We start from the raw sequence: 16,791 nt of genomic DNA on the forward strand, positions 1-16,791 counted from the left end.
GAACCTCTTGCCTAAAGGGCTGGATTAGCCTTGTTTTTTAACCAGTGCTTCGACGATGTTCGCCGGAGCTTCGGAGTACTTGGAGAATTCCATGGAGTAGCTCGCGCGACCCTGGGACATGGAACGGACGTCGGTCGCATAACCGAACATCTCGCCCAGCGGAACCTCGGCACGGATCACTTTGCCCGATACCGAATCTTCCATACCCTGGATCAGACCACGACGACGGTTCAGGTCACCCATCACGTCACCCATGTAGTCCTCAGGCGTTACAACTTCAACCTTCATGATCGGCTCAAGCACAACACCGCCGCCCTTCTGAGCGAGCTGCTTGGTCGCCATGGAAGCCGCCACCTTGAACGCCATCTCGTTGGAGTCGACGTCGTGGTAGGAACCATCGAATACGGTCGCCTTCAGGCCGATCAGCGGATAGCCGGCGACGACGCCGTTCTTCATCTGCTCTTCGATACCCTTCTGGATCGCCGGGATGTATTCCTTCGGAACCACACCACCCACAACTTCGTTGTGGAACTCCAGACCCTCTTGACCCTCGTCAGCCGGGGCAAAGCGGATCCAGCAGTGGCCGAACTGGCCACGACCACCGGACTGGCGAACGAACTTGCCTTCGATCTCGCAGCTCTTGGTGATTTTTTCGCGGTAGGAAACCTGCGGCTTGCCGATGTTCGCCTCGACGTTGAACTCGCGACGCATACGGTCGACGAGGATGTCCAGGTGCAGCTCGCCCATGCCAGAGATGATGGTCTGGCCGGTTTCTTCGTCGGTCTTGACGCGGAACGACGGGTCTTCCTGGGCCAGCTTGCCCAGTGCGATACCCATCTTCTCCTGGTCAGCCTTGGTCTTCGGCTCTACGGCAACCGAGATTACCGGCTCCGGGAAGTCCATACGCTCGAGGATGATCTGCTTGTCGAGGTCGCACAGGGTGTCACCGGTGGTGACGTCCTTCATGCCGATCAGGGCCGCGATGTCGCCAGCGCGCACTTCCTTGATCTCGTCACGCTGGTTGGCGTGCATCTGCACCATACGACCAACGCGCTCTTTCTTGCCCTTGACCGAGTTGATCACCGAGTCGCCGGAGGTCAGAACGCCCGAGTAGACGCGAACGAAGGTCAGGGTACCGACGAACGGGTCAGTGGCGATCTTGAACGCCAGCGCCGAGAACGGCTCGGCATCGTCGGCATGACGCTCGTCGTAGTCGGCGTCGGTCAGCTCGTCCTTCGGCTTGTCGATGACATCCGGGTGGATGCCCTTGATCGCCGGGATCTCGGTCGGAGCAGGCAGGTAGTCGATGACGGCGTCGAGAACCAGGGGCACGCCCTTGTTCTTGAAGGAAGAACCGCAAACGGCCGGAACGATCTCGCCAGCCAGGGTGCGCGCACGCAGACCGGCCTTGATTTCCTCGGCGCTCAACTCGCCGCCTTCCAGGTACTTGTTCATCAGCTCTTCGTTGGCTTCGGCGGCGGCTTCGATCATGTTCGAACGCCACTCTTCAGCCAGATCCTGGAGCTCGGCCGGGATCTCTTCCTCGCGATAGGAAGTACCCTTGTCGTCCTCGTTCCAGTAGATCGCCTTCATCTTGATCAGGTCGACCTGACCTTCGAAGTTGTCTTCCGCACCGATGGCCAGCTGGACCGGAACCGGGGTGTGACCCAGGCGGTTCTTGATCTGACCGATGACGCGCAGGAAGTTGGCGCCGGCACGGTCCATCTTGTTCACGTAAACCACACGCGGAACGCCGTACTTGTTGGCCTGACGCCATACGGTTTCGGACTGCGGCTCAACGCCGGAGGTACCGCAGAACACCACGACCGCACCGTCGAGCACGCGCAGCGAACGCTCTACTTCGATGGTGAAGTCGACGTGGCCGGGGGTATCGATCACGTTGACGCGGTACTTGTCGTACTGGCCCTTGGAGCCCTGCCAGAAGGTGGTCACGGCAGCGGAGGTAATGGTGATACCGCGCTCCTGCTCCTGCACCATCCAGTCGGTGGTCGCAGCGCCGTCATGCACCTCGCCCATCTTGTGGCTCAGACCCGTGTAGAACAGGATCCGCTCGGTAGTGGTGGTCTTGCCCGCGTCAACGTGGGCACAGATACCGATGTTACGGTAGCGGTTAATTGCTGTATTACGAGCCATAAAGCCCTCGCAAAGTTAGTGGAGCCGGAATTAGAAGCGGTAGTGCGAGAAAGCCTTGTTGGCCTCGGCCATACGGTGCACGTCTTCACGCTTCTTGACAGCAGCGCCTTTGCCTTCAGCAGCATCCAGCAGCTCGCCAGCCAGACGCAGAGCCATGGACTTCTCACCGCGCTTGCGCGCGTAGTCCACCAGCCAGCGCATAGCCAGGGCGTTACGACGGGACGGGCGAACTTCGACCGGAACCTGGTAGGTAGCACCGCCGACACGGCGGGACTTGACTTCGACCAGCGGAGCGATGGCGTCGAGAGCTTTCTCGAAGATCTCCAGGGGATCGGTGTTCTTGCGCGCTTTGACAGTGTCCAGGGCACCGTAAACGATGCGCTCGGCCACGGCCTTCTTGCCGCTTTCCATCACGTGGTTCATGAATTTAGCGAGGATCTGGCTTCCGTATTTCGGATCGTCCAGGATCTCACGCTTTGCTGCTACACGACGTCTTGGCATTGATAAGCCCTCAAACGGTCTTCAGGTTAGCCCGGGACTGACGGCATTCGCCGCGCCCGACCTTACTCTTATCGACTCAACTAAATAAAAAGATCAGGCGGCCTTATTTCGGACGCTTGGTACCGTACTTGGAACGACCCTGCTTACGGTCTTTGACGCCGGAGGTATCCAGCGAACCGCGCACGGTGTGGTAACGCACACCCGGAAGGTCCTTTACACGACCGCCACGGATCAGCACTACGCTGTGCTCTTGCAGGTTGTGGCCTTCACCGCCGATGTACGAGGAAACCTCGAAACCGTTGGTCAGACGCACGCGGCATACTTTACGCAGTGCCGAGTTAGGTTTTTTCGGCGTGGTGGTGTACACGCGGGTGCACACGCCACGACGTTGCGGGCAGTTCTGCAGCGCAGGCACGTCGGATTTCTCGACGATGCGCTTACGCGGCTGACGTACCAGCTGGTTGATAGTTGCCATCTACTAGCTCCACTGTTGTCTTTCGACGCTATTTAGCTACACACAAATAAAGATGGCAGAGCCAAGCGCCCTGCCAAATTTAGGGGTGCATGAGTCTAAAGAGACTCAACGCCCCAGTCAAGGCAAAGCCCCGCCGGCAAACCGGCGGGGCCTCGACTCAATTTCCGCTGGAGTTCAGCGCTTCGGTCAGTGCGGCTTCCACCTCACTGGCGCTGACCCGTACCGGCTTGTCGGCTTCACGCTTGCGCTTGCGCTCGCTGTGATAGGCCAGACCGGTACCGGCCGGGATCAGACGACCCACGACCACGTTTTCCTTCAGGCCCCGCAGGTAGTCGCGCTTGCCGGTAACCGCCGCTTCGGTGAGGACGCGGGTGGTTTCCTGGAACGATGCCGCCGAGATGAACGACTCGGTGGACAGCGACGCCTTGGTGATACCCAGCAGTACGCGGGTGTACTTGGCGACGAACTTGTCCTCTTCGGCCAGACGCTCGTTCTCGCCCAGCACCGCGGTCAGTTCCATCTGGTCGCCCTTGATGAAGCTGGAATCGCCCGACTCGCTCACTTCGACCTTGCGCAGCATCTGGCGCAGGATGGTCTCGATGTGCTTGTCGTTGATCTTCACGCCCTGCAGGCGGTACACGTCCTGGATCTCGTTGACGATGTACTTGGCCAGCGCGCTGACGCCCAGCAGACGCAGGATGTCGTGCGGATCGCTCGGACCGTCGGAGATGACTTCGCCCTTGTTCACCTGTTCGCCTTCGAACACGTTCAGGTGACGCCACTTCGGAATCAGCTCCTCGTACGGATCGCTGCCATCGGTCGGGGTGATGACCAGACGGCGCTTGCCCTTGGTCTCCTTGCCGAAGCTGATGGTGCCGCTGATTTCCGCCAGGATCGAAGCTTCCTTCGGACGACGGGCTTCGAAGAGGTCGGCAACGCGCGGCAGACCACCGGTGATGTCACGGGTCTTCGAGGTTTCCTGCGGGATACGGGCGATAACGTCACCGACCGCGATCTGCGCACCGTCGGCCACACCGACCAGGGCGTTGGCCGGCAGGAAGTACTGGGCGGGAACGTCGGTACCCGGCAGCAGCAGCTCCTTGCCATTGGCGTCGACCAGCTTGATGGCCGGACGAATGTCCTTGCCGGCGGCCGGACGATCCTTCGGATCGAGCACTTCGATGTTGGTCAGACCGGTCAGTTCGTCGGTCTGGCGCTTGATGGTGATGCCCTCCTCCATGCCGACGAAGGTCACGGTACCCTTCATTTCGGTCACGATCGGGTGGGTGTGCGGGTCCCACTTGGCGACGATGGCGCCAGCGTCGACCTTGTCGCCTTCCTTCACCGAAATCACCGCACCGTAGGGCAGCTTGTAGCGCTCGCGCTCGCGACCGAACTCGTCGGCAATCGCCAGCTCGCCGGAACGCGACACCGCGACCAGGTTGCCGTCGAGACGCTCGACGTGCTTGAGGTTGTGCAGACGAATCGCACCGCCGTTCTTCACCTGCACGCTATCGGCCGCCGAAGTCCGGCTGGCCGCACCACCGATGTGGAAGGTACGCATGGTCAGCTGGGTACCCGGCTCACCGATGGACTGGGCGGCGATGACGCCGACCGCTTCACCGATGTTGACCTGGTGACCGCGAGCCAGGTCGCGACCGTAGCACTTGGCGCAGATGCCGTAGCGGGTTTCGCAGGTGATCGGCGAACGCACCACCACTTCGTCGACGCTGTTGAGCTCGATGAACTCGACCCACTGCTCGTCGATCAGGGTGCCGGCCGGCACGATGACGTCCTCGGTGCCCGGTTTGAACACGTCCTTGGCGATCACTCGGCCCAGTACGCGCTCGCCCAGCGGCTCGACCACGTCGCCGCCTTCGATGTGCGGGGTCATCAGCAGGCCGTGTTCGGTGCCGCAATCGATCTCGGTCACCACCAGGTCCTGGGCCACGTCAACCAGACGACGGGTCAGGTAACCGGAGTTCGCGGTCTTCAGTGCGGTATCCGCCAGACCCTTACGCGCACCGTGGGTGGAGATGAAGTACTGCAGAACCGACAGACCTTCGCGGAAGTTCGCGGTGATCGGCGTTTCGATGATGGAGCCGTCCGGCTTGGCCATCAGGCCACGCATACCGGCCAGCTGACGGATCTGGGCGGCGCTACCACGCGCACCGGAGTCCGCCATCATGTACATGGAGTTGAACGACTCCTGCTCGACGGTCTTGCCTTCGCGATCGACCACCGGCTCTTTCGAGAGGTTGGCCATCATCGCCTTGGAGACTTCGTCGTTGGCCTTCGACCAGAGGTCGATCACCTTGTTGTACTTCTCGCCCTGGGTGACCAGGCCGGAGGCGTACTGCGACTCGATTTCCTTCACTTCCTCGGTGGCGGCGTCGATGATGCGCGCCTTTTCGTCCGGGATGACGAAGTCGTTCACGCCGATCGACACACCGGAGATGGTCGAGTAGGCGAAACCGGTGTACATCAGCTGGTCGGCGAAGATCACGGTGTCCTTCAGACCCACGGTGCGATAGCACTGGTTGATCAGCTTGGAGATCGCCTTCTTCTTCATCGACTGGTTGACCACGTCATAGGACAGGCCGGCCGGGACGATCTGGAACAGCAGCGCGCGGCCGACGGTGGTGTCGACGATGCGGGTGTTCTTGGTGATCGAGCCGTCCTTTTCCTTGATGGTCTCGTTGATGCGCACTTTCACGCGGGCGTGCAGGGACGCTTCGCCGGCGCGGAACACGCGGTCGACTTCCTGCAGGTCGGCGAACACGCGACCCTCGCCCTTGGCGTTCACCGCCTCACGGGTCATGTAGTACAGACCCAGTACCACGTCCTGCGACGGCACGATGATTGGCTCACCGTTGGCTGGCGACAGGATGTTGTTGGTCGACATCATCAGTGCGCGTGCTTCGAGCTGGGCTTCCAGGGTCAGCGGCACGTGAACGGCCATCTGGTCACCGTCGAAGTCGGCGTTGTACGCGGCGCAGACCAGCGGGTGCAGCTGGATCGCTTTACCTTCGATCAGGACCGGCTCGAACGCCTGGATACCCAGCCGGTGCAGGGTCGGGGCGCGGTTGAGCAGGACGGGGTGTTCGCGGATCACTTCAGCGAGCACGTCCCACACTTCCGGCAGCTCGCGCTCGACCATCTTCTTGGCGGCCTTGATGGTGGTCGCCAGACCACGCATTTCCAGCTTGCCGAAAATGAACGGCTTGAACAGCTCCAGGGCCATCTTCTTCGGCAGACCGCACTGGTGCAGACGCAGGGTCGGGCCCACGGTAATAACCGAACGACCGGAGTAGTCCACGCGCTTACCGAGCAGGTTCTGACGGAAGCGACCTTGCTTACCCTTGATCATGTCGGCCAGCGACTTCAGCGGGCGCTTGTTCGAGCCGGTGATGGCGCGACCGCGACGGCCGTTGTCGAGCAGGGCGTCGACCGCCTCCTGCAGCATGCGCTTTTCGTTGCGCACGATGATGTCCGGCGCCGACAGGTCGAGCAGGCGCTTGAGACGGTTGTTACGGTTGATCACGCGGCGGTACAGATCGTTCAGATCCGAAGTCGCGAAGCGGCCACCATCCAGCGGTACCAGCGGACGCAGATCCGGCGGCAGCACCGGCAGAACGGTCAGCACCATCCACTCCGGCAGGTTGCCGGAGTCCTTGAAGGCTTCCATCAACTTCAGGCGCTTGGACAGCTTCTTGATCTTGGTCTCGGAGTTGGTCTGCGGAATCTCTTCGCGCAGGCGGCCGATCTCGTGATCCAGGTCGATGGCGTGCAGCAGCTCGCGAACGGCCTCGGCGCCCATGCGCGCGTCGAAGTCGTCACCGAACTCTTCGAGGGCTTCGAAGTACTGCTCGTCGTTCAGCAGCTGGCCCTTCTCGAGGGTGGTCATGCCCGGATCGATCACCACGTAGCTCTCGAAATAGAGCACGCGCTCGATGTCACGCAGGGTCATATCCATCAGCAGGCCGATACGGCTCGGCAGCGACTTGAGGAACCAGATGTGGGCGACCGGCGAGGCCAGTTCGATGTGCGCCATGCGCTCACGACGAACCTTGGCCAGGGCCACTTCCACGCCGCACTTCTCGCAGATCACGCCGCGATGCTTCAAGCGCTTGTACTTGCCGCACAGGCACTCGTAATCCTTGACCGGGCCAAAGATCTTGGCGCAGAACAGGCCGTCACGCTCAGGCTTGAACGTACGGTAGTTGATGGTTTCCGGTTTTTTTACTTCACCGAACGACCACGAACGGATCATCTCGGGCGAGGCCAATCCGATACGGATGGCGTCGAACTCTTCGATCTGACCCTGGTTTTTCAGCAGATTCAGTAGGTCTTTCAAGGCCTTTCCTCCTGGCGGAGCAGGGAGTGGGCTAACCGCCCCACTCCCGTCGCGTCACGTGTTATTCGGTTTCCAGATCGATGTCGATGCCGAGCGAACGGATCTCTTTGATCAGCACGTTGAAGGACTCGGGCATGCCCGGCTCCATACGGTGATCGCCATCCACGATGTTCTTGTACATCTTGGTACGGCCGTTCACGTCGTCCGACTTCACGGTCAGCATTTCCTGCAGGGTGTAGGCGGCGCCGTAGGCTTCCAGCGCCCAGACCTCCATCTCCCCGAAGCGCTGACCACCGAACTGCGCCTTACCACCCAGCGGCTGCTGGGTAACCAGGCTGTAGGAACCAGTGGAACGGGCGTGCATCTTGTCGTCCACCAGGTGGTTCAGTTTGAGCATGTACATGTAGCCGACGGTGGTCGGGCGCTCGAACTGATTGCCGGTGCGACCGTCGAACAGGCGCATCTGGCCGCTTTCCGGCAGGTCGGCCAGCTTCAGCATGGCCTTGATCTCGCTTTCCTTGGCGCCGTCGAACACCGGGGTGGCCATCGGCACACCACCTTTGAGGTTCTTCGCCAGCTCGAGGATTTCGCTATCGGACAGCTCGTCGAGGTTTTCCTGACGACCGCCGATCTCGTTGTAGATCTCCTGCAGGAACTTGCGCAGCTCGGCGATCTTGCGCTGTTCTTCGAGCATGCGGTTGATCTTCTCGCCCAGGCCCTTGGCCGCGAGGCCCAGGTGGGTTTCGAGGATCTGACCGACGTTCATACGCGAAGGTACGCCCAGCGGGTTGAGGACGATGTCGACCGGGGTGCCATTGGCGTCGTGCGGCATGTCTTCGACCGGCATGATCACCGAGACCACACCCTTGTTACCGTGACGACCGGCCATCTTGTCGCCCGGCTGGATGCGGCGGCGGATGGCCAGGTAGACCTTGACGATCTTCAGCACGCCCGGCGCCAGGTCGTCGCCCTGCTGCAGCTTGCGCTTCTTGTCTTCGAACTTGTCGTCGAGCAGCTGACGGCGGTCGGAGATGTAGGCCTGGGCCTTCTCCAGCTGCTCGTTCAGGGCGTCGTCGGCCATGCGCAGCTTGAACCACTGGCCACGCTCTAGGCCGTCGAGGAACTCGTCGGTGATCGCGGTGCCCTTCTTCAGGCCGGCGCCGCCTTCTGCGATGGCGCCGACCAGGGCGGAGCGCAGACGCTCGAAGGTGGCGCCTTCGACGATGCGGAACTCTTCGTTGAGGTCCTTGCGGATCTCGTCGAGCTGCATCTTCTCGATCGACAGGGCGCGCGAGTCGCGCTCGACGCCGTCGCGGGTGAAGACCTGGACGTCGATGACGGTGCCCTTGGTGCCGGTCGGCACACGCAGGGAGGTGTCCTTCACGTCGGACGCCTTCTCACCGAAGATCGCGCGCAGCAGCTTCTCTTCCGGCGTCAGCTGGGTCTCGCCTTTCGGGGTGACCTTGCCGACCAGGATGTCGCCCGGGCCGACTTCGGCACCGACGTAGACGATACCGGCCTCGTCCAGCTTGTTCAGTGCAGCTTCACCGACGTTCGGGATGTCCGAGGAGATTTCCTCTGGGCCGAGCTTGGTGTCGCGCGCCACACAGGTCAGTTCCTGGATGTGGATGGTGGTGAAACGGTCTTCCTGCACCACACGCTCGGACAGGCAGATGGAGTCTTCGAAGTTGAAGCCGTTCCACGGCATGAACGCCACGCGCATGTTCTGACCCAGCGCCAGTTCACCCATGTCGGTTGACGGGCCGTCGGCCATGATGTCGCTGCGCGCCACCTTGTCACCCTTGCTCACCAGCGGACGCTGGTTGATGCAGGTGTTCTGGTTGGAGCGGGTGTACTTGGTCAGGTTGTAGATGTCGACACCGGCTTCACCGGTTTCGACTTCGTCATCGTTGACCCGCACCACGATACGGCTGGCATCGACCGAGTCGATCACCCCGCCACGACGGGCCACGACGCAGACGCCGGAGTCACGGGCGACGTTGCGCTCCATGCCGGTACCGACCAGCGGCTTGTCGGCACGCAGGGTCGGCACGGCCTGACGCTGCATGTTCGAGCCCATCAGTGCACGGTTGGCGTCGTCGTGCTCGAGGAACGGAATCAGCGAGGCAGCGACGGAAACGACCTGCTTCGGCGACACGTCCATCAGGGTGACGTCTTCCGGCGCCTTGACGGTGAACTCGTTGAGGTGACGCACGGCCACCAGCTCGTCGACCAGCATGCCCTTGTCGTTCATGGTCGCCGATGCCTGGGCGATCACGTGATCGGCCTCTTCGATGGCGGACAGGAACACGATCTCGTCGGTGACCAGACCGGCCTTGACCACGCGGTACGGGCTCTCGAGGAAGCCGTACTGGTTGGTGCGGGCGTAGGCGGCCAGCGAGTTGATCAGACCGATGTTCGGACCTTCAGGGGTTTCGATCGGGCACACGCGACCGTAGTGGGTCGGGTGTACGTCGCGCACTTCGAAGCCGGCGCGCTCGCGGGTCAGACCGCCCGGGCCGAGTGCGGAAACGCGGCGCTTGTGGGTGATCTCGGAGAGCGGGTTGTTCTGGTCCATGAACTGCGAGAGCTGGCTGGAACCGAAGAACTCCTTCACCGCCGCCGCGACCGGCTTGGCGTTGATCAGGTCCTGCGGCATCAGGCCTTCGCTTTCGGCCATCGACAGGCGTTCCTTGACCGCGCGCTCGACGCGCACCAGGCCAACGCGGAACTGGTTCTCGGCCATCTCGCCGACGCAACGCACGCGACGGTTACCCAGGTGGTCGATGTCGTCGACGATGCCCTTGCCATTACGGATGTCGACCAGGGTCTTCAGTACGGCAACGATGTCTTCCTTGCTCAGCACGCCCGAACCTTCGATCTCGGTACGCCCGATACGACGGTTGAATTTCATGCGGCCGACGGCGGACAGGTCGTAACGCTCGGCGCTGAAGAACAGGTTGTTGAACAGGGTCTCGGCAGCGTCCTTGGTCGGCGGCTCGCCGGGACGCATCATGCGATAGATCTCGACCAGCGCTTCCAACTGATTGGTGGTGCTGTCGATCTTCAGCGTGTCGCTGATGAACGGACCGCAATCGATGTCGTTGGTGTACAGGGTCTCGAAACGCACCACCTGCGCCTTGGCCATCTTGACCAGCAGGTCGGCGGTCAGCTCGGTGTTGCACTCGGCGATGATCTCGCCGGTAGCCGGGTGCACGATGGCCTTGGCGGTGGTGCGGCCAATGACGTAATCGAGCGGAACTTCCAGCTCCTTGATGCCAGCCTTGTCCAGCTGGTTGATGTGGCGAGCCGTGATACGACGGCCCTGCTCGACGATCACCTTGCCGCTGCCGTCCTTGATATCGAGGACCGCGACTTCACCGCGCAGACGCTGCGGCACCAGCTCCAGGCTCAGGTTCTCGCCCTTAACGTGGAACACGTTGGTGTCGTAGAAGGCATCCAGCACCTCTTCGGTGCTGTAGCCGAGCGCGCGCAGCAGGACGGACGCCGGCAGCTTGCGGCGACGGTCGATACGCACGAACACCGCGTCCTTCGGGTCGAACTCGAAGTCCAGCCAGGAACCGCGGTAAGGAATGATGCGAGCGGAGTACAGCAGCTTGCCGGAGCTGTGGGTCTTGCCACGGTCGTGGTCGAAGAACACGCCCGGGGAGCGGTGCAGCTGGGAAACGATCACGCGCTCGGTACCGTTGATGACGAAGGTACCGTTCTCGGTCATGAGCGGAATCTCGCCCATGTACACTTCCTGCTCTTTGATGTCCTTGATCGCTTTGTTCGACGATTCTTTGTCGAAAATGATCAGGCGCACTTTCACGCGCAGCGGCACGGCGAAGGTCACGCCACGCAGGACGCACTCCTTGACGTCGAACGCCGGCTCGCCCAGGCGATAGCCGACGTATTCCAGAGCGGCGTTGCCGGAATAGCTGATGATCGGGAATACGGATTTGAAGGCCGCGTGCAGGCCGATGTCGCGGAACTGTTCCTTGCTCACTCCTTGCTGCAGGAATTCGCGGTACGAATCCAGCTGGATGGCCAGGAGGTAAGGCACATCCATGACATCCGGCAACTTGCTAAAGTCCTTGCGGATACGTTTTTTCTCAGTGTATGAGTAAGCCATCAGCGTTCCCCAGCTTGGTCACCTGCTTATTTGGCCAGCGCCGGCGGCGATGACCAGAAAATCGTGCAAACCCTCGGTTTGCGGCCGCCTCGAGGGGCGGGATCTTTCCGATTCCAGGCCGACTGACGAACAGCCGACCTAGAACGGAAAAAGGCCGGTGGCAAAAGCCACCAGCCATCAGCCTTGTGCGAGTCGCTCGGGCTGTAGACGCAAGGCGCGAACTTACTTGAGTTCGACCTTGGCGCCAGCTTCTTCCAGCTTCTTCTTGGCGTCTTCGGCAGCTTCTTTGCTCAGGCCTTCAGCGATAACCTGAGGAGCGGTGTCGACCTTCTCCTTGGCTTCCTTCAGACCCAGACCGGTCAGCTCGCGAACAGCCTTGATCACATTCACTTTCTTCTCGCCGGCTTCGGCCAGAACGACGTTGAACTCGGTTTGTTCTTCAACAGCAGCGGCAGCAGCGGCCGGGCCGGCAGCAACAGCGGCAGCGGCGGTAACGCCGAACTTCTCTTCCATTGCCTTGATCAGTTCAACAACCTGCATCACGGACATTTCGGAAACGGCGTTGATGATGTCTTCGTTGGTCAGAGCCATGACTCTAATTCCTGTATTGGGGTGACAGCCTTCGCGGCCATCGAATTAAACAAATAACGTATAAAGGGTGATGCGCCTGGATCAGGCGGCAGCGCCTTCTTTCTGGTCGCGAACAGCTGCCAGAGTACGAACGAACTTGCTGGTGGCGCCTTGCATCACGCTCATCAGCTGGGCAATAGCTTCGTTGTAGGTCGGCAGGGTAGCCAGCACGTCGATCTGATTGGCTGCGAGGAACTGGCCCTCGAACGCAGCTGCCTTGATCTCGAACTTGTCCTGACCCTTGGCGAATTCCTTGAAGATACGGGCAGCAGCGCCCGGATGTTCGTTGGAGAACGCGATCAGGGTCGGGCCTTTGAACACGTCGTTGAGCACGTCGAACTGAGTGCCTTCAACGGCGCGGCGCAGCAGGGTGTTACGTACGACTTTCACGTACACACCAGCCGCACGGGCCTCTTTACGGAGTCCGGTCATTGCGCCGACGGTCACGCCACGGGCATCAGCCACGACAGCGGACAGACCGGCTTTGGCAGCCTCGTTGACTTCAGCGACGATGGCCTTCTTGTCTTCGAGTTTAATTGCCACGGGTTTACTCCTGGATGTTACCGTTTCGTCCAGCACGAGCCGGACGGCGTTTTGGTGTCTGATTCGGTAAGAATCGGGAGCACCATCTGCGTAGGCGACCGCGGATCGCTCCACGGGTTTAAGGCTTGCGCCACCTACGGTCTTGGATAGCCCCCGCCAGGCAGGGACCCCAATTTTTCAAGGCCGGCGACGCGCACGCCGCCGACCCAATCACTTACGCGTCGAGCGAAGCCTGATCGATGATCAGACCGGGACCCATGGTGGTGCTCAGGGTCACGCGCTTGACGTAGATACCTTTGGAAGTGGACGGCTTCAGACGCTTCAGGTCAGCCAGCAGGGCTTCCACGTTCTGCTTCAGCGCGGCGGCTTCGAAGCCGACCTTGCCAACGGAGGTGTGGATGATGCCGTTCTTGTCGGTACGGAAACGTACCTGACCAGCCTTGGCGTTCTTCACGGCGGTGGCGACGTCCGGAGTCACGGTGCCGACTTTCGGGTTCGGCATCAGGCCGCGCGGACCCAGTACCTGGCCCAGCTGGCCAACGACGCGCATGGCGTCCGGGGAAGCGATGACCACGTCGTAGCTCAGATCGCCGGCCTTCATTTCGGCAGCCAGATCGTCCATACCGACCTTGTCGGCACCGGCAGCCAGGGCAGCTTCAGCGCCCGGACCCTGGGTGAACACGGCAACGCGTACGGTCTTGCCAGTGCCGTTCGGCAGCACGGTGGCGCCACGTACAACCTGGTCGGATTTACGCGGGTCTACGCCCAGGTTCACGGCGACGTCGAAGGACTCGGTGAACTTGACGGCAGACAGCTCGGCCAGCAGGCCGGCCGCTTCTTCGAAGGTGTAGGCCTTGCCGGCTTCAACCTTGGCCGCGATGGCCTTTTGGCGCTTGGTCAACTTAGCCATTACACACCCTCCACGTTCAGGCCCATGCTACGAGCGGAGCCGGCGATGGTGCGCACGGCCGCATCCAGGTCAGCGGCAGTAAGATCGGCCTGCTTGGTCTTGGCGATCTCTTCCAGCTGAGCACGGGTAACGGTGCCTACTTTGACGGTGTTCGGACGAGCGGAACCGCTGGTCAGGCCGGCGGCCTTCTTCAGCAGCACCGATGCCGGGGTGCTCTTGGTTTCAAAGGTGAAGCTGCGGTCGCTGTAAACGGTGATGATCACAGGAGTCGGCAGACCAGGCTCCATGCCCTGAGTCTTGGCGTTGAACGCCTTGCAGAATTCCATGATGTTCACGCCGTGCTGACCCAGAGCCGGACCCACGGGCGGCGACGGGTTTGCCTGAGCGGCTTTAACCTGCAGCTTGATATAAGCCTGAATTTTCTTAGCCATTAGCTACTCCAATTTCGGGTTCGAACGCCTGACGGCTCCCCGGGTTACTTACGCATTTATCCCAGTGACGACAAAACCCCGCAGCCTAAGGCTGCGGGGTGAGGGATGCTTATGTCAGTTATGCCTTCTCGACCTGACTGAACTCCAGCTCGACCGGGGTGGAGCGACCGAAGATGGTCACAGCAACCTGGATACGGCTCTTTTCGTAATTCACTTCTTCGACCACGCCACCGAAATCGGCGAACGGGCCATCGACCACCCGCACCATTTCGCCCGGCTCGAACAGGGTCTTCGGCTTGGGCTTGTCGCCACTATCGGCAACACGACGCAGAATGGCTTCGGCTTCTTTCTCGGTGATCGGCGCCGGCTTGTCGGCAGTACCACCAATGAAGCCCATGACGCGCGGCGTATCCTTGATCAAGTGCCAAGTCGCCTCGTTCATCTCCATCTGCACCAGGACATAGCCGGGGAAGAACTTTCGCTCGCTCTTGCGCTTCTGACCGTTGCGCATCTCGACCACTTCTTCAGTGGGCACGAGAATCTCGCCGAAGTCGTCTTCCATGCCAGCCAGCTTGACGCGCTCGATCAGCGAGCGCATGACATGCTTCTCGTAACCCGAGTAAGCATGCACAACGTACCAACGCTTAGCCACGGGACACCCTTAACCAACAATCAGGGAAACAAGCCAACCGAGCAGGGAATCGAGCCCCCACAACAGCAGCGCCATTACCAACACTACAGCCACGACAATCAGGGTGGTCTGCGTGGTTTCCTGGCGGGTCGGCCAAACAACCTTGCGAATCTCGACGCGCGCCTCTTTCAACAGCACCGCGAAGGCCTGACCACGAGCAGTCTGCAGGGCAACCACACCCGCCACGACCGCCAGCACCAGCAGACCGAGAACGCGATACAGGATCGGCTCCGCAGAAAAGTACTGATTACCGACCACACCCACTACAACCAGGGCAGCGACAATCAGCCACTTGACCAGATCAAAGCGAGAGTCTTTGGCTTCAGCCTTAACATTCATTCGAGAGGATCCTGTGAAAGACACGCCAGATTCGTTAGAAAATGGCAGGTCAGGAGGGAATCGAACCCCCAACCTGCGGTTTTGGAGACCGCCGCTCTGCCAATTGAGCTACTGACCTAAAGCAAAATCAGGCCGACCATTATGCCGGCCTGAGAGGGACAGATCAACCGATTACTCGACGATCTTGGCAACCACACCGGCGCCGACGGTACGACCGCCTTCGCGGATCGCGAAGCGCAGGCCGTCTTCCATTGCGATCGGCTTGATCAGGGTAACAACCATCTTGATGTTGTCGCCCGGCATTACCATCTCAACGCCTTCCGGCAGTTCGCACGAACCGGTCACGTCGGTGGTACGGAAGTAGAACTGCGGACGGTAGCCCTTGAAGAACGGGGTGTGACGACCACCTTCTTCCTTGGACAGCACGTACACTTCAGCTTCGAACTTGGTGTGCGGCTTGATGGTGCCCGGCTTGGCCAGAACCTGACCACGCTCGACTTCATCACGCTTGGTGCCGCGCAGCAGCACGCCGCAGTTCTCGCCAGCACGACCTTCGTCCAGCAGCTTGCGGAACATTTCCACGCCGGTGCAGGTGGTCTTGGTGGTCGGACGCAGACCGACGATTTCGATTTCTTCCTGGATCTTGACGATACCGCGCTCGACACGACCGGTTACCACGGTGCCGCGGCCGGAGATCGAGAACACGTCTTCGATCGGCATCAGGAACGGACGGTCGATGGCACGCACCGGCTCGGGGATGTAGGTATCCAGAGTCTCAACCAGCTTCTTGACGGCAGTGGTGCCCAGCTCGTTGTCGTCCTGACCGTTCAGCGCCATCAGCGCGGAACCGATGATGATCGGGGTGTCGTCGCCCGGGAAATCGTAAGTGCTGAGCAGGTCGCGCACTTCCATTTCCACCAGCTCCAGCAGCTCGGCGTCGTCGACCATGTCGGCCTTGTTCAGGAACACGACGATGTAGGGTACGCCAACCTGACGGGACAGCAGGATGTGCTCGCGGGTTTGCGGCATGGGGCCGTCGGCAGCCGAGCAGACCAGGATCGCGCCGTCCATTTGGGCAGCACCGGTGATCATGTTCTTCACGTAGTCGGCGTGGCCCGGGCAGTCAACGTGCGCGTAGTGACGAATGTTGGAGTCGTACTCGACGTGCGCGGTATTGATGGTGATACCACGAGCTTTTTCTTCCGGGGCGCTGTCGATCTTGTCGAAATCAACGCGAGCGGAACCGAAAACCTCGGAGCACACACGGGTCAGAGCAGCGGTCAGAGTGGTTTTACCGTGGTCAACGTGACCGATGGTGCCGACGTTGACGTGCGGTTTGTTACGTTCAAATTTCTCTTTAGCCATCTTGACCGTCTCCTAGCGAAGAATTGAGCAAGCCATGCCGCCATTAAAACAAAGGCAGATACTTTCATATCTGCCTTCATTAGATGGAGCTCATGAGCGGATTTGAACCGCTGACCTCACCCTTACCAAGGGTGTGCTCTACCAGCTGAGCTACATGAGCCAAACTCTATTGCGCCAACCACAAACTGGAGCGGGTAGCGGGAATCGAACCCGCATCATCAGCTTGGAAGGCTGAGGTTCTACCACTGAACTATACCCGC

The 16,791-nt window shown here is 60.7% G+C and carries 12 protein-coding genes and 3 tRNA genes; all 15 read right to left on the reverse strand.

Annotated features, from left to right (window positions below):
• Window positions 1-24: 24 nt before the first annotated feature.
• On the reverse strand, window positions 25-2,154 hold the full coding sequence (gene fusA, locus ACW9UL_RS20210; RefSeq protein WP_031303874.1) for an elongation factor G: 2,130 nt from the start codon (window positions 2,152-2,154) through the stop codon (window positions 25-27).
• Between the two features lie 30 nt (window positions 2,155-2,184).
• On the reverse strand, window positions 2,185-2,655 hold the full coding sequence (gene rpsG / locus ACW9UL_RS20215) for a 30S ribosomal protein S7 (protein WP_021445873.1): 471 nt from the start codon (window positions 2,653-2,655) through the stop codon (window positions 2,185-2,187).
• A 103-nt stretch (window positions 2,656-2,758) separates the two neighbouring features.
• Window positions 2,759-3,130 (reverse strand): 30S ribosomal protein S12, encoded by a 372-nt coding sequence (rpsL, locus tag ACW9UL_RS20220; RefSeq protein ID WP_003463319.1) that lies wholly within the window; start codon window positions 3,128-3,130, stop codon window positions 2,759-2,761.
• A 157-nt stretch (window positions 3,131-3,287) separates the two neighbouring features.
• Window positions 3,288-7,487, reverse strand: coding sequence for a DNA-directed RNA polymerase subunit beta' (gene rpoC, locus ACW9UL_RS20225; protein ID WP_021445872.1), 4,200 nt, complete (start codon window positions 7,485-7,487; stop codon window positions 3,288-3,290).
• Between the two features lie 61 nt (window positions 7,488-7,548).
• On the reverse strand, window positions 7,549-11,622 hold the full coding sequence (gene rpoB / locus ACW9UL_RS20230) for a DNA-directed RNA polymerase subunit beta (RefSeq protein WP_031303872.1): 4,074 nt from the start codon (window positions 11,620-11,622) through the stop codon (window positions 7,549-7,551).
• Between the two features lie 222 nt (window positions 11,623-11,844).
• The gene (gene rplL, locus ACW9UL_RS20235) at window positions 11,845-12,213 is read right to left on the reverse strand and encodes a 50S ribosomal protein L7/L12 (protein ID WP_021445870.1); all 369 of its coding nucleotides are present in this window, start codon (window positions 12,211-12,213) and stop codon (window positions 11,845-11,847) included.
• Between the two features lie 81 nt (window positions 12,214-12,294).
• A complete protein-coding gene (gene rplJ / locus ACW9UL_RS20240) occupies window positions 12,295-12,795 on the reverse strand; it encodes a 50S ribosomal protein L10 (RefSeq protein WP_021445869.1) in 501 nt (166 codons plus the stop codon).
• Between the two features lie 214 nt (window positions 12,796-13,009).
• Window positions 13,010-13,705, reverse strand: coding sequence for a 50S ribosomal protein L1 (rplA, locus tag ACW9UL_RS20245; RefSeq protein ID WP_397497819.1), 696 nt, complete (start codon window positions 13,703-13,705; stop codon window positions 13,010-13,012).
• Window positions 13,705-14,136 carry a 50S ribosomal protein L11 gene (gene rplK / locus ACW9UL_RS20250; protein ID WP_021445867.1) on the reverse strand — a complete coding sequence of 144 codons (432 nt, stop codon included), beginning with the start codon at window positions 14,134-14,136 and terminating at the stop codon, window positions 13,705-13,707. The genes rplA and rplK overlap by 1 nt, the downstream gene beginning before the upstream one ends.
• A gap of 118 nt (window positions 14,137-14,254) precedes the next feature.
• Window positions 14,255-14,788, reverse strand: a complete 534-nt coding sequence (gene nusG, locus ACW9UL_RS20255; protein ID WP_004373446.1) for a transcription termination/antitermination protein NusG — start codon at window positions 14,786-14,788, stop codon at window positions 14,255-14,257.
• A 9-nt stretch (window positions 14,789-14,797) separates the two neighbouring features.
• On the reverse strand, window positions 14,798-15,166 hold the full coding sequence (secE, locus tag ACW9UL_RS20260; RefSeq protein ID WP_021445866.1) for a preprotein translocase subunit SecE: 369 nt from the start codon (window positions 15,164-15,166) through the stop codon (window positions 14,798-14,800).
• A gap of 42 nt (window positions 15,167-15,208) precedes the next feature.
• A tRNA-Trp gene (locus ACW9UL_RS20265) sits at window positions 15,209-15,284 on the reverse strand.
• Between the two features lie 53 nt (window positions 15,285-15,337).
• Entirely contained in the window at window positions 15,338-16,531 is a 1,194-nt protein-coding gene (tuf, locus tag ACW9UL_RS20270; RefSeq protein WP_397497818.1) for an elongation factor Tu, read from the reverse strand.
• Between the two features lie 84 nt (window positions 16,532-16,615).
• Window positions 16,616-16,691 (reverse strand) — tRNA-Thr (locus tag ACW9UL_RS20275).
• Window positions 16,692-16,717: 26 nt separating this feature from the next.
• Window positions 16,718-16,791: transfer RNA gene (locus tag ACW9UL_RS20280), tRNA-Gly, on the reverse strand.

The sequence above is a fragment of the Pseudomonas sp. PL-6 genome (genome assembly GCF_054110165.1).